6 protein-coding genes and 1 tRNA gene are annotated in these 14421 nt (G+C 56.6%); 6 read left to right on the top strand and 1 reads right to left on the bottom strand.

Translation table 11 applies throughout. From position 1 onward, the window contains the following. Nucleotides 1-60 precede the first annotated feature (60 nt). The 6 genes from ACID345_RS19900 to ACID345_RS25870 all read left to right on the top strand — a co-directional run bounded on the left by ACID345_RS19900 (nucleotide 61) and on the right by ACID345_RS25870 (nucleotide 11145). Nucleotides 61-136: transfer RNA gene (locus ACID345_RS19900), tRNA-Ala, on the top strand. A gap of 840 nt (nucleotides 137-976) precedes the next feature. Beyond that, the gene (locus tag ACID345_RS19890; RefSeq protein WP_011524640.1) at nucleotides 977-4348 is read left to right on the top strand and encodes a TonB-dependent receptor; all 3372 of its coding nucleotides are present in this window, start codon (nucleotides 977-979) and stop codon (nucleotides 4346-4348) included. A gap of 337 nt (nucleotides 4349-4685) precedes the next feature. Next, a complete protein-coding gene (locus ACID345_RS19885) occupies nucleotides 4686-7997 on the top strand; it encodes a TonB-dependent receptor (RefSeq protein WP_041855916.1) in 3312 nt (1103 codons plus the stop codon). Nucleotides 7998-8140: 143 nt separating this feature from the next. Continuing rightward, on the top strand, nucleotides 8141-9010 hold the full coding sequence (locus ACID345_RS25875; RefSeq protein WP_011524638.1) for a tetratricopeptide repeat protein: 870 nt from the start codon (nucleotides 8141-8143) through the stop codon (nucleotides 9008-9010). 212 nt (nucleotides 9011-9222) lie between these two features. Further along, a complete protein-coding gene (locus ACID345_RS19875) occupies nucleotides 9223-9987 on the top strand; it encodes a LytR/AlgR family response regulator transcription factor (RefSeq protein WP_011524637.1) in 765 nt (254 codons plus the stop codon). 303 nt (nucleotides 9988-10290) lie between these two features. After that, the gene (locus tag ACID345_RS25870; RefSeq protein ID WP_187148872.1) at nucleotides 10291-11145 is read left to right on the top strand and encodes a sensor histidine kinase; all 855 of its coding nucleotides are present in this window, start codon (nucleotides 10291-10293) and stop codon (nucleotides 11143-11145) included. Nucleotides 11146-11162: 17 nt separating this feature from the next. Here ACID345_RS25870 and dacB read toward each other — a convergent pair whose 3' ends face one another. Beyond that, complete coding sequence (gene dacB / locus ACID345_RS25865; RefSeq protein WP_011524635.1) at nucleotides 11163-14393, bottom strand: D-alanyl-D-alanine carboxypeptidase/D-alanyl-D-alanine endopeptidase; 3231 nt, start codon at nucleotides 14391-14393, stop codon at nucleotides 11163-11165. Nucleotides 14394-14421: the final 28 nt, after the last annotated feature.

Genomic DNA, 14421 nt, shown 5'->3' with positions numbered 1-14421 from the left:
GACGCGGGGCTGAGCGACAATAAGAGAGTCGCGCGAGAGCGTGATCCTTCCTTTAAGAGTGGGCCTGTGGCGCAGCTGGGAGCGCGCTTCCATGGCATGGAAGAGGTCGTCGGTTCGATCCCGACCAGGTCCACCAATCATAAAATGCTTTATAATCAATAAGTTACGACATCGCGCCGTGTACAAAGTTGGCCGTGCAGAATGCTCGTTTAGGAGCATCTCTGGTGCAGGGGAAAGACGAAGGGCTTTACCTCTACACGCGGCACTCGGCGGACTGTCGCTACCTCGGAAATGGCATCGACTGCGAGTGGAACGTCTGCATGGTCGAACGAATGCGCTCGATCTGCTGGTTGACTTGGCTCCGTGGAACGGTTGATGAGCTCCGCGTAAGAATCCGCTGCATAGACATGCCCCCGCTCAAGATGAGGTGAACCGGACGAATCGAGAGCCCGGAACCCTTGTGGATGCCGAACGCCGAAGCGGCAGGTTGGAACTCGGAGAGCTGGCGCCACAGATAACGTCCGGTTAATCCCTTCCACGTTGACCTTCTAACAACTCCGGCGACAATCGGGACACGTGATTTGTGATTGCGGCAACGCAGGGAACTCCGTTTGTCTGGTGCGAGAGCAACTTCGAGCGCGGATGACACTACGAGCGGCGACGCTGTTTCGTTTGCGTTGGGAGATTTCCCGCGACTCCGGCCCAAACGGCGGACAACTTCCCCAGGACCGAGTGGCCCATTTACATGGCGCGCGCACGGCCTACTGGAACGCGGTCGAGGTATTCGAGTCGCATGTGAAGGAGCACCACTGTGTCGGATGCCCAGGTGAGGTTTAGCGGGACAAAAGCGTGACCAAGCGCAACTCACAACCTTTCCTGCGTGAGTTGTCTTGCAATTCAGCCGTGATGTCACAATCGAGAATGGGACGTCGGAAGATTCTGACAAGATACGCGCGATTCCACTCAGGAGATCGCCGTGTATCGTACCCTCCGTTCGCTCTGCATACTTGTTTTACTAAGTTGTCTCTCGATCGTCTCACGCCTGGTTGCGCAGGATGCGGCCGGTACCATCTTCGGAACCATCACTGATCTACAGGGCTCGGTCGTTCCGGATGCGCGTGTTCGCGTGACGAATGGCGCCACGGCGGTTTCAAAAGAGACAGTCACGGGCAAAGACGGTTCGTTTCGAGTACTCGACCTTCCTGTGGGCAAATACACGGTGACCGCCGAAAGCCCGGGCTTTGCTGTGACGCACTCCGAAGAGAAGCCGCTACAGATCAATCAGAACCTTCGGATCGACATTCGCTTGCAGGTCGGAACCGAAAAAACGGTCGTCGATGTGACCGGGGAGGCCGCCGGTGTCGAGACCGTAAACTCAACCCTCGGTCAATCGGTGACGAGCCGTCCCCTGGTGGATCTTCCGCTGAATGGTCGCGACGTTCTGCAGTTGGCGTTACTGCAGCCAGGAGTAACGGAGACCAACGAGGGTAACACTGGCGCCGGCAGTTATAGCATCGGCGGAGGGCGAAGTGATTCAGTCACGTTTCTACTCGACGGAGGCATTAACAACGATTTGTTGGGCAACGAAGTCGTGTTCAACCCCAACCCAGATGCAATCGCGGAGTTCAGAATCCTCCAGAACAACTACACGGCGGAATACGGGCGTAATGGCGGCGGCGTGATCAGCGTAGTCACGAAGTCAGGAGGCAACAACTTCCACGGAAGCGGCTTTGAGTTCCTGCGCAATGATGCGTTCAATGCGAACTCCTACTTCAACAAGCTGAACGACCTCCCGCGGAATGTGCTGAAGCGGAACCAGTACGGCGGCACAATCGGCGGTCCAATCATCAAGAACCGGTTGTTCTTCTTCGTGTCGTACCAGGGTCAAAGGCTCACCGCGACAGAAGACCCTTCCTTGTACGGGAATTCGACGACGACGACGGTATTTACGAATCCCGAGCTGCAGAATGGCGATTTTGGCGGAGACCCGAATGTCGCAAACTTCCTGAACGCGCACCCGTACTTTATCGCACCAGGACATACCGCAGCGGACGCTGTCATCGATCCTGCAAAGTTCGATCCCGTAGCACAGAAGTACATCGGACTTGGCCTGATTCCAAGCACTTCGACTGGCGAACTGAACGCCATCGGCAACCAGACAGACAATCGCAACGAACTGAGTGCGAAGATCGATTTTCAGCTCGATGAACAAGACAAGATTGGCGCAACGTTTGGTGGCAATCGCAATTCTGAGACGGATGACTTCCGATTCTCGAACGTCCCGGGATCTCCCGTATCCAATCACTACAGCCAGAATTTCCTGACACTCGCCTACACTCGGACCTTCTCAAATAGCATGCTGAACGAGTTCCGTTTCACCGCGCAACGTACGACCCACCTGCAGGATGCGCCCCTGGGAGCGAAACATACGCCCGCCGATGTTGGGGTCGGGATTCACTCTGACGATCCCACGGGCGTGACCGTGTTGGGGTTCGACAACGGCTTGACAATTGGGCCAAGCCTGTTCGGACCGACTAATTTCGCGAGCAACACTTTCTCGTATTCCGATAATTTCTCGTGGGTTCGAGGCAAGCACTCCTGGAAGTTCGGCGCGGGATTTACTCCGTACCAGAACAACACGCTGTACGACTTTTATGTAAACGGGTATTTCCAGTTCAACGGCACGGGCAGCGGGAATTCATTGGCTGACTTTTTGCTGGGAGTTCCGACGTATTACATCCAGTATCCCCAGGCCCCGTCGAACATCCGCAGCAAGAACACATTCTTGTATGCGCAGGACGAGTGGCATGTGTCGCGCAGGCTGGTGCTCAACCTGGGACTGCGGTATGAGTACAGCACACCGAAGATCGACACGGAGGGAAGAAGCTATTCAATTATTCCCGGACAACAGTCGACAGTGTTTCCGAATGCACCGAATAGCCTCGTTTTTCCCGGCGATAAGGGCACGCCTACAGGGGCCAACTTCCCGGACAAAAACGATTTCGGGCCGCGCTTAGGTTTCGCTTATGACGTTTTCGGAGACGGTAAAACTAGTTTACGTGGCGGCGTCGGGCTGTTTTACGACATCCTGAAGGGCGAAGACAATCTTCAATTCAACGGTCAGCCTCCGTTCTTTTCGTCCGCGGGTTTGCTGTTCCCCGACGCGACGGCCAACTCCAATTACGCTTTTCTGGCCGATCCGTACGGAAGCGCCGGGGTTACGGACCCGTTCCCCTCGAAACCCGTTGACCACAACCTCGATTTCGGCGCCGCAGGGTTCTTGCCGTTCAACAACGCGGGCTCGGCGTTCTTCGTCGATCCACATTTGCGCACGCCGTATACCTATCAGTACAACTTGAGTCTGGAGCGCGAAATTGCCAGGAACACCATCATGGATGTGTCCTACGTCGGAAGCGATTCCCATAAGCTGACATCGCTGGTCGACATCAATCCATTCGATTTATCGAATCACTCCGGTGTGCGTCTACTCAACGAATTGCCGGCGAACCAGTCCTGCGACGACGCCTTCGGAGGTTTCTGTTTCGCTTCGATGCCGGAGTTCAAGAACGCATCGAACGCCGTGTACAACGCACTGGAAGCGAGCGTGACGCGACAACCGACCCCGACCTGGAAGTTAGGTCAGACCTATTTCACGCTGGCGTACACGTATGCGCACAACATCGACAACGCCTCCGGTTTCCGGCAGGTGACCTCCCAAGTGCCGTACTACAACGGAAACCAGTTCCGTGCCAGCGCCGACCAGGACATTCACCACCGATTGACGTTCAGTGGCGGTTGGGACTTTGCGCTTGACCAATGGTGGCCTTCCGGATGGAAGCGCCTCACCCAAGGGTGGAGCGTGTTTCCAATCATGACCTGGAGAACAGGCTTTCCATATAGTGTCTTTGCCCGCTTCGACGACAGTTTCGACTATACCGTCCCGGGGCCATCTGGCGCCGGCGATCCCGCACTGGCTTATGCCAACGTTGTCGGATCCACGGGGACTCTCGATCCGCGGAAGTATTATTCCGGCCTTGGTGCCGGAGCATACTGGATCAATCCAAATTCGTTCAGCAACGCGAACGAATATGACTACGGTTCACCATATGGCGACTTCGCGCGTAATAGCCTCCGCGGTCCCCATGAAACGAACCTCGACTTCGAAGTCGCGAAGACCACGAAATTGACGGAATCGCTACGGATGCAACTCCGCGCCGAAATGTTCAACGTGTTCAACCATGCAGAGTTCAGGCTCCCAGATACGAACATAACCTCACCATCCTTCGGCCAAATTCTCGGTACGTACGATCCGCGAATCATCCAGTTTGCGGTTCGCTTCACGTTCTAAATTTCGGATTCAATGCGAGGTCTGAAGGGACGGCACACAATGCCGTCCCTTGTTTTGTCCCGGTACGAACTAACGAAACGCGTTGATCCCGTGACGAAAGTGTCGCTGAAACACATCGCGCTCGCCTGGGCTCAGCCGTTCGTCGCCGAGAGTAGCCATTTAGTCACAGCGTTAGAGCGTTTCGTCTAATCGCGGTGACAAAGCGCACGGGACGCCCGATCTGGAGCCTCTCGTGCAATGCCTCATGCGGCTACATGCCGATCAACGGATGGGAAAACAAATGAAGCAGATGAGGCAAGCGATAGCGAGGGCGCGCATAGGCAGTCCTTGGAAGAGTGTGAGCACGATCTTGATCATGCTCTGCCTGACGGTCGGAGCGATGGCACAGAGGATCACCGGCACATTGCGCGGTCAAGTAACCGATTCCGCCGGCAGCGTGGTGGTTGGTGCGAAGGTCACCGCCGCAAACCAAGACAGCGGGGTCACCGAGAAAACGGCAACCAACTCGGCCGGCACCTACATATTTCCGGAACTGTTGCCGGGACCGTATACCGTGACGGTGCAATCGGAGGGCTTCGCCACGAGCGCGGTCCGCGACGTGCGGGTCGCGACCAATGTGGTCAACGACCGGAACGTCTCATTGGCAGTCGGCGGGTCGACGACCACCATTGATGTAAACGCGGCTGCCGAGACGGTGGATCTCTCTTCGTCGACGGTTGCCACTACGTTTGATACGCGAGAAACTCTCGATATTCCCAGCGGATCCAACAGTCCGCTGCAATTGGCATTGTTTTCGGCGAACACTACGGCGCAACAAGGCGGCGTAACCGGCACTGGCGGATCCGTTTCCGGTACACGTCCACGGTCCAACTCCTTCAACATTGACGGCGTGGACGATAACAACGCGGGCACTTCCGGCCAGATCTCGAACGTCATTCAGGATGCAGTCGCCGAATTCAACCTGGTGACGAATCCGTTTTCCGCGGAGTACGGGCACGCGGGCGGCGGGCAATTCAACATCGTCACCAAGACAGGCACCAACAGTTGGCACGGGTCAGGGGAGTACTACCTGCAGAACCGCTTCCTGAATGCGCTCGACAATTTGACGAAAGATGCAATCGCGCAAGGCGCCATCGACCACACTCCCAGGCTTGACGTCAGCCGAGTAGGTGGGACGATAGGTGGCCCGATCATCAAGAACCGCTGGTTCATCTTCGGCGCCTATGAATACTTCGACCAGCGCGCGGACAGCCTCGGAGCCGACATAGAAACGCCTACGGCAGCAGGCATCAGCACTTTGCAGTCGCTGGCGGCAACTCCGTACATTGCGAACCTGATTGGCACGCTGCCTGCGGCGCAAACCGCAAACTCCGCGCCGCTTCTGGTGAACGGCGTCAGCATTCCCACCGGCTTGGTTCCCCAGGTGGCGCCCAATCCGTTTAAAGAACATGATTTTCAGATCAATAGCGACCTAAAAGAAGGTCGCCATGAACTGAGCGCGCGCTTCCTGTTCAACAAGCAAGACATCATAACCGCCGGTGCGATCAGTACGCCTGAATACAATCTGCCTACCACCCTCACAAATTACAAAGCGGCCTTGATTGACACCTGGTCGATCTCCAACACGCTGGTCAACGACCTGCGGATCTCGTACTCCCATTCTCTGCAGAGCCTCGCGGTTCCAGAGCCCTTCAGCAACAACCCACTCATTTTCCTGGCCGACATGAATGGCATCACCTTCGGGGCCAATGATCCGCAGAGGATCTTGCAGGATGTGTACCAGGTCATCGATACGCAAACCAAGATTTTCGGCCGGCACACATTGAAGTATGGCGGTGAATATCGTCATTACATCGCGCCGGCATTTTTCCTGCAAAGATCCAACGGGAACTACTTCTATCTTTCGACACAGACGTTTATCAACGACGGCGTGCCGGAGATCCAAATGCTCCGCGGCGCCGGAGACCCGGTGTTTCCGGAAACGCAGAGTGCCGTCGGGGCATTCCTGCAGGATGACTTCAAGGTGAGCAATCGGCTGACCCTGAACCTCGGTCTTCGATATGAGTTCACCAACAATCCCTCTGGCGCAGAACGTCAGGCGAAGAACGCAATTTCAAATGTTCCCGGAGTGATCGACTTTCACGCACCGAACACCGCGAAGCTGGATTTCGAACCGCGAATCGGATTTGCGTGGGACCCCACCGGAACCGGCAAGACCTCGGTTCGTGGCGGAATCGGATTGGGATATTCGCCTCCGGTTAACAACTTCAACCAGAATGCCCAGCCGCCGCAGGTACAGACGGTCCTCAACCTGGGAACAGCGTGCTTCGGCGGCCTGACCACTGCTCCTGCATGGTGCGCTTCAGGAGACCACTTCTTTGCGCAGGGAGCACTGCCGTCAACCTATACGCTCGCGCCCGGTCCCGACATACCGCGGGCACTCACGGCTTCCATCATGCCAGACACGATTGATGCTCGCATCGTGAACTGGAGCCTCGGCATTCAGCGCGAGGTTTACGCTGGTGGCGTTTTGGATGTGCGCTACGTTGGTTCGCGGAGTTTCCATCTGCCGACCCAGATCCGACTGAACAGCATTAGTGCTTTCGATGCCGGTCTGACTGCGTTGCCGACCTACTTCAGCAACTCCGAAGTCCCGTCGGCCGTTCCGAACCCTGCATCCACGCAAGCGGATTTCAAAACCTTCCTTGCAAACCAGGGGTTCGCGCCGTATTCACAGTACGGATTCGTCAACGTGCTGACCGAGATCGGGCCGTTTGGTGCGAGCGTCTACCACGGCGCTTCTGTGTCGTTCACACAAAGTCTGCGCCACGGCTTGACGATGCGTGCGAATTACACCTGGTCGCATAACATCGACAACGCAACGAACGAACTGAACTCGAGCTCGGTGAATCCGCGCCGTGCTGAAGATAGCTACGACCTCGATGCGGAACGGGGAAATTCAGTGCTGGATGTACGGCATAAGTTCGCCGTAGCCTGGACCTATCACACCCCGAACCTGACAAGCGGTAGCCGTTTGCTGAGAGCGCTGGCGAACGGGTACGAAATCAACGGCGACTTCATCGCCCAGACCGGTCAGCCGGTTACGATTCTGTCTCCTTACGATGCGAATGCAAACGGCGACACCGCTGGCGAGCGCGCGATCTTCAATCCCCACGGTTCCCAGAACCTCTCTACCGATGTGAACTTCGTTTGTAACGACGGAAGCGGTGGCGCGACCAGAATCGTGAATCCGCAAGATGCCGCGGCAACGCCGTGTTCGCCTTCGAACGTGGTGGGCTACGTCAGCATGAATTCAGGCGCTGCTTTCGTTGCCAGTCAACTTGGTGCGCGTTCGAATCTCGGCCGTGACACGGTGTACTCGCCGGGATTCGGAGTATGGAACGCGTCGCTCGGGAAGAGTTTCCGGGTGACGGAAGGGAAGTCGTTCCTGGCGCGCGTAGAAGTTTACGACGTATTCAATCATCGCAACTTTACGGTGGCCGGTCCGGTTACGGTGTTCGGAACCGCAACTGGACTCCAAGCGTTCAACCTTGGCTATGTGCAAACGGGGAGCAGCCAGTTCCTGGATTCCAAGCAGTTTACCGGCGGCGCCCGTGCTTTGCAGTTGGTCTTCAAGTTCATCTTCTGAGCGGTCGTAATCGCTCAGAAGCTTCTGGGGAGGACCTATCTCCTCCCCACTTTTCTTTTCTGCCCCGTTTCCGCTCCTGTCCGTCACGTCTGCCTAACCACAGTGTTTTTCTCGTGCCATGCTTCCCTGATTGGGAGGCACCTATGAATTGCGAGCGGCCGGGTCTGCGGTATCTTGCCGTGATCGTTGTGTTATGTGTGCGTTTGTTCGCAGTGCCTCAAGCAGTTGGCGCAGACATCGATTCGCTACAAGCGAAGGTCAAGAACAATCCCACAGACCCAAATGCGTGGGTGGAACTTGGCAATTCCTACCACCAGGGCGGAAAGGACCGCGAGGCGATCACGGCCTACAGCAATGCACTCGAGCACGGGTACGATGCGATCCTCGGGAAATACAATCTCGCCGTCGCCTACGCCGGAGCGGGAGAAAAAGACAAGGCCATAGAGCTTTTGCAAACGATTGTGGCGGCCGGTCTGGCTGCACCCATCGGACGGGATCCCGATTTCGCCAAGCTCGTTGGCGACAGCCGTTTCGACGCGTTAGCCCAACGTGAACAGGCTCTTATCGAGCCGTGCATGGACGCGACGGCACATCCTGAGTACCGTCAGTTGGATTTCTGGCTTGGTGAGTGGGAAGTGTTTGGCGGAAGCCAGAAAGTCGGAGACAGCAAAATCGAGTTGATTCTCAAGAATTGCGTCGTACTCGAAAATTGGACTGACACCACCGGCGGTCAAGGGAAGAGCTTTAACAAATACGACCCGGCAAGGAAGGCGTGGGAGCAGTTCTGGGTGGAAGATAACGGCTCAACCAACTACTTCATCGGCACCCTCCGTGAGGGCGAGATGCGCTACGAACTGGTGAAACCCCGCAAAGATGGTGGAAAGTTGATGAGACACCTGACCTTTTCGAAGTTTCCGGACGGGAGCGTGCGGCAATTCTCGCAGTCATCAACCGATGACGGGAAAAGCTGGTCGGTTGAGTACGACTTTATCTACCGCAAGAAGGCCCATTAGGTCTGCTGTTCATGATGGGGAAAGGCCACCGGTTTAGTCCCTTCATTCTCACTTCCGTTCGGAAAGTCCGCTCTGTCCCGTTCACAGGCCATTCCGTCACGGAATGGTTGGAATGGAACCCGGATTCTTTTAAACGGTTTCCGAAACCTGCTATCGTTCGCATCAAGTGCGGCGAGATTCGAGTCTCTGTGCCGTTCCTTGGGGGATAAATCGTGAGCCCTGCGCCCATTCGGGTGATCACCGTGGACGACGAACCCTTCGCGCTGCAACGGATTTCTCGTCTGGTGCGGGAGGAGCCCTCCTTGTCGCTGGTTGCTGAGTGTTCGTCGGCCGCAAGCGCCATCGAGAGTATTTGCGAGCTTCGTCCGCAGGTTGTGTTTCTCGATGTGCAGATGCCCGAAGTGGATGGCTTCGGAGTGCTCGATGCCTTCCAGGGTCCTACGCTTCCCTGGGTGGTATTTACGACGGCGTACGAGGAGTACGCTGTCCGCGCGTTCGAGGCGAGCGCGGTGGATTACCTGCTGAAACCGATCAGCCAGGAACGTTTTTCGGCGGCCGTCGGGAAACTCAAGACCGCAGCCAATTCCGTAGGCACGTCCAATGCCCGGTCGGGTCTGGACGCTTCGCGTTACGAGCGGATCCTGATCAAGACGGATGGAAAGTTTGTGATGCTGGATCCGGGGCAAGTAGAACGAATTTCTGCGGCCGGAAATTATGCCATCGTGTATGCCGCCGGGAAGTCTTACATCATTCGCGAAACCATGACGCGGATCCAATGTCGCGTTGACCCGCGTCGGTTCTTTCGAGTCAATCGGTCTGAGATTGTGAATCTCTCGTTCGTTCAGGAATTAGAACCGACGTGCCATGGAGAGTATTCGATCACCACGATTTTCGGCACGAAAGTCACTCTCACAAGGACCTACCGCGATGCGTTGCAACGCATGCTTTCCATGACTCGTTCGGGAACCAGGGTGTAGCCCTTGCAAACCGTCCGCCTGAAGGATTGGCGTCTGTGGGCAGTGAGCTTCACGGCGTGGACAGCATTTTCTCTCCTCTACGGCGGGTCGAACTATGCCTGGCACTTCGCAGCCGGGCATCCGACCTCGCTACGGGAGATCGAACTTCTTCATCTGTTGAATTGCTGGATTGACGCGTTTCTTACGCCATTCGTTTTCGTCGCCTCCAGCCGGATTGTGCTGCAGAAATCCAATTGGCTTCGATTCGTGGGTATCCACGCGGCTGGAATGGTGCTATTCACTGCCGCTCATACCGTGCTTCGCATGGCGCTCTATCCTGTGCGTAATCAGTTCACGGGTGAAATTGCGTCGGCGAGCTTGGATCTGGCCTGGCGAATGTTCTTATACAGCCTCCACAGTGAGGGCGTTACGGCCTATCTCTCGGTGGTCGTCCTGGCGCAACTCATGTGGTCCAAGAGCGAGGCCCAGCGTAGAGCGCTTGCTGAAGAGCAAATGCGTCGGGCGGCCGCGGAAGCCCGGATCGAGATGCTCCGGTTGCAACTGCAGCCGCATTTCCTCTTCAACTGCTTGAATACGGCCGCCGAGTTGATTCACGCCGATCCCGATGCGGCCGAGAGAATGCTGTTTAGCATCGCGGACCTCCTTCGCGAAATTATTGGTGGAATGCGAAGCAATACGCACACGCTCGCCGAAGAGCTTGAATTTACGAAAACATTCTTCTCGATCGAGCAGCTCCGGTTTCCGTCGCGTTTGCAATTGACCATCGACGTCCAAGACTCGCTCTATTGCTGCATGGTGCCGACCATGCTGCTGCAGCCGCTCGTAGAAAATTCGGTCAAGCATGGCATGTCACAGACTTCCAATGGACTCGTCGTCGCAATCGATGCATTAGCCAGAGATGGGAACCTGGAGCTTTGGGTAAGGGACAACGGCAGAGGGTTGCCGGCCAAAACGAATGGCAAGAACGGCGGCACCGGCCTGCGAAACACTCGCGAGCGGCTCGACCATCTCTACAAAGGATCGCACATGTTGGCGATCTCGCCCGCCAAAGGCGGGGGGACGGTTGTGCATATCGTCCTCCCGCGCTGTGAAGAGCAGGATAATCAGGCGCTCAACCTGGTGAGCGCCTCAGAACAAGTCGACGCGGATGATTTCTGAGTTCGCCTTTTACGTCTCTACTTCGCGTTTGGTTCAGGCTTCCAACCTGGGCCACGAAGCGGTTTGCCTGCAATCACTCCGGTCACCTTTCCATCTGCGAACTCGAGTTGGCCGTTGACGAGAACGTACTTCACTCCCACCGACGGTTTCACTGAGTCTTCATAGGTAGCTTTGTCGAGGATGGTCGCTGGATCGAAGATCGTGACATCCGCGAAGAAGCCTTCTTTGATCAGTCCGCGATAATGCAATCCTTCACGCTGCGCCGGCATCGAGGTAATCTTTCGAATCGCTTGCTCCATGCTCATAAGGTGAAGGTCGCGAACGTAATGACCGAGGAAGCGCGGCATCGAACCGAATGCGCGCGGATGCTGATGCGGATCAAACAGGGGACCGTCGAGTGAAAGTTCGCCCGCATCCAGACCAATGCTCGTCCATGGCTGCTTGAGTCCGTATTGAAGATCTTTTTCGTTGGCGATGAAGTAGAGTGCCCCCGTTTGCGCCTTGTCGGCGATCACGAGATCCATCAGCGCATCGAGTGGTTTCTTCTTCTGGATCCCTGCGATCTGCGCGATCGTTTTTCCGTCGATGTCTTTCAGGTCTTTGTTCGTGATTCCCGTGACGAGTACGCCCTTGGCGCCGCCGCTGTCGAAATACAGATTCTCCCAATCGGGATGATCACCGGCTTCAATCTCTCGAGTGATGCGCGCACGCACCGCAGGGTCATGCAGGCGCTCGAGCAGCTTTTGCATTCCTCCATCCGCAACCCAAGGCGGCAGCGCTGAGGCGAGTGCCGTGCCTCCGGCGACGTAGGGATACATATCCGCGCGCACATCCTGACCCGCGTCGCGTGCGGTCTGGATCATGTCCACGATCTTTGGCATGGTGCCCCAGCGCGGTGCGCCGACCACTTTCAAATGGAAGATTTCGACCGGCACATTGGCTTCGCGTCCGATGCGCAGAGCTTCCTCGATCGCTTTGATTTCGGAGCTGCCTTCACTGCGCATGTGCGATGCGTAGATACCGCCATACTGCGACACCACCTTCGACAGTTCGATCAGTTCGTCGGTCTTGGCGTAGTGGCCGGGAGGGTAAATCAGCGCCGTCGACATACCGAATGCGCCTTGCTGCATTGCGGTCGCTACCAACTGCTTCATTGCTTCCAATTCCTGCGCAGTCGGAACGCGGTCATCTTCTCCAATCACTGCCTCGCGCACCTGTGCCGCGCCAACGTATGTGCCGATATTGATCGGCGTGCCGGATTTCTCCAGGTGAGCGAAGTACCCGTCCAGGTCGGTCCAATCGATTTTGAAATGAAGTTGATCTTCCAACGGTTTCAGTGGCGCCAGCGTACGTTCATTCTGCGGGGCGATGGATTGTCCTTCGCCCGTGATCTCAGTCGTGATGCCCTGTGAGAGTTTGCTGAAAGAGCGATTGTCGATGACGAGTTGAAACTCCGACTGCCCCAGCATGTCGATGAATCCCGGTGCCACGACGAGGCCGGTCGCATCGATCGTGCGCTTTGCCGTCGCGTTTCCAAGTTTCCCGAGAGCGACGATGCGGTCGCCTTTGATCGCCACGTCTTGAGCGATCCATGGGTTGCCGCTGCCATCGATCACATGCCCGCCACGAATCAGAACGTCGTACTCAGCGGATGCACCAGAGGACGCAGCTTGCGCCCCGCTTCCAGCGGAGGCGTATGCAGCGGATGCGATCTCGCCCAGCGCGCCACCTACGATCTTCTGTGCCTGCTCGGAATCCATCGGCACAGAAACGTTGTTCGCGTAAATCGCAAACGCTAGTTCATCGCCGCCACTGGTTTCCATGTAGCCGGCGAGCCCTTTACCAGTGACCAGAAGATTCTTGTTCAGCGCATCCGATACGAAGTACGTGCCGGTCTTCGCGAAAACGTGTCCGGCTGCGGGAGAATCAGTTTCAATCTTCGCGAGGGTCCCGTCGCGGCCAAGAATCGGCAACCCGCGCCGGAACAGCGCGGCATCTTTGCTGCTTGCCATATGGACGAGATACTTCACGACGAAGTCAGGCGTGAAAAATGCGTTTCCGCCAGCGCCATCGCTCTGCGAGGCCGCGGTAAGGTCGAGCCCGACCTTCGACAGAAAATCGTGCTCAACATCAAAGCCAGCTTGATCGATGTCCTTGGTGGCGTGACCAGCGAGTGCGCCAAGCAGATACGGCGTCATGCTCGCGTGCAGATTCTGGCTGACCTTCAGCGTGATCTTCACTTCTTCACTCAGCGGAGGCGACACGTGTTCGGCAAGTAGGTTCTCTGGCTTGTAAGACGGTTCGAGCGCTTTGAAATCGGCATCATTGTTGGCAGGAATTTCTACTTCGATCTTCTGCGAGCGGAGTGCCTCGCTCAGAACCACTTGGGCGTAACGCGCGGGATCCGGCACCGGATACGAAACCATCCCTACCGGTTTGCCCAATGGCAGGCTCCCCGTTGCCGTGACGACTTGCGAACCATTCGGCCCAGGCTGCGGATCGGAGTAATCGAACTCGAGTTTGGAACCGGTCTTGCCCGTCGTGACCTTGTTCACGAACCGCACATAGGAAGTTTCTGGCGCAATTTTCAGTTGCGCGGGTGCGCCTTCGGTCGCTCCAGGAGTGGCGATCACATCAATCAGGTTGTCGTTCACAACGATCGGAGACATCACAACGCCGGTGCCCAGTTCGCGCGTCCCCTGCGGAAACAGCCGCGCGTCAATCAGCACCCGGCCCTTCACGCGCTTCACGCCTTTGCTCGCAATCTGCTGCGCAAATTCGCGGATCACCAGCAGCGGATCCGAGCCGACGCCACGGCTATCGACGCCGCCATAACTGTGGTCTTCATTTTCGAAACCGAGCGTTCCATCTGGTTGAATGCGTCCAGACAAGTTGGGATCGCCACTCGCGACCAGCACGATGTCGCCCTCGAGCGTGCCATTCGATTTGAGCGTGCCGGTGTGGTAAATCCGCGTATGGAAGCGATAGTCCGCACCGAGCGTCTCGAGTGCTGTGCCCTCGGTAAACAGCTTCGTGGTCGAGCCCGGCACCATGAGCTTCTGAGCGTTCAGTTCATAAACCACTTTGCCGCTCTTCAGTGAATAGAACTGCATGCCAAATGTGGCATGCGCAAACTCCGGGCGCGTCATGATCTCTTCAACGCGCTGTGCGAGATCGGAGGGAGCCTGCGCGCTGACCCACGTGGTCGCCAAGAAGAAGGCCGGTAGCAATATCCTGAAACGCTTCATGAAATACCTCGAAGAGTTATGTTCAACC

Origin of the sequence: Candidatus Koribacter versatilis Ellin345 (genome assembly GCF_000014005.1) — a bacterium.
Taxonomy (GTDB): Bacteria; Acidobacteriota; Terriglobia; order Terriglobales; family Acidobacteriaceae; genus Korobacter; species Korobacter versatilis_A.
Note: the sequence above shows the minus strand (reverse complement) of the source record. Positions and strands in the feature narration are given on the sequence as shown.

Coding starts and splice junctions, on each gene's coding strand:
- dacB (WP_011524635.1), bottom strand. CDS start 14,393: ATGAAGCGTTTCAGGATATTGCTACCGGCCTTCTTCTTGGCGACCACG.
- ACID345_RS25875 (WP_011524638.1), top strand. CDS start 8,141: ATGAATTGCGAGCGGCCGGGTCTGCGGTATCTTGCCGTGATCGTTGTG.
- ACID345_RS25870 (WP_187148872.1), top strand. CDS start 10,291: ATGGCGCTCTATCCTGTGCGTAATCAGTTCACGGGTGAAATTGCGTCG.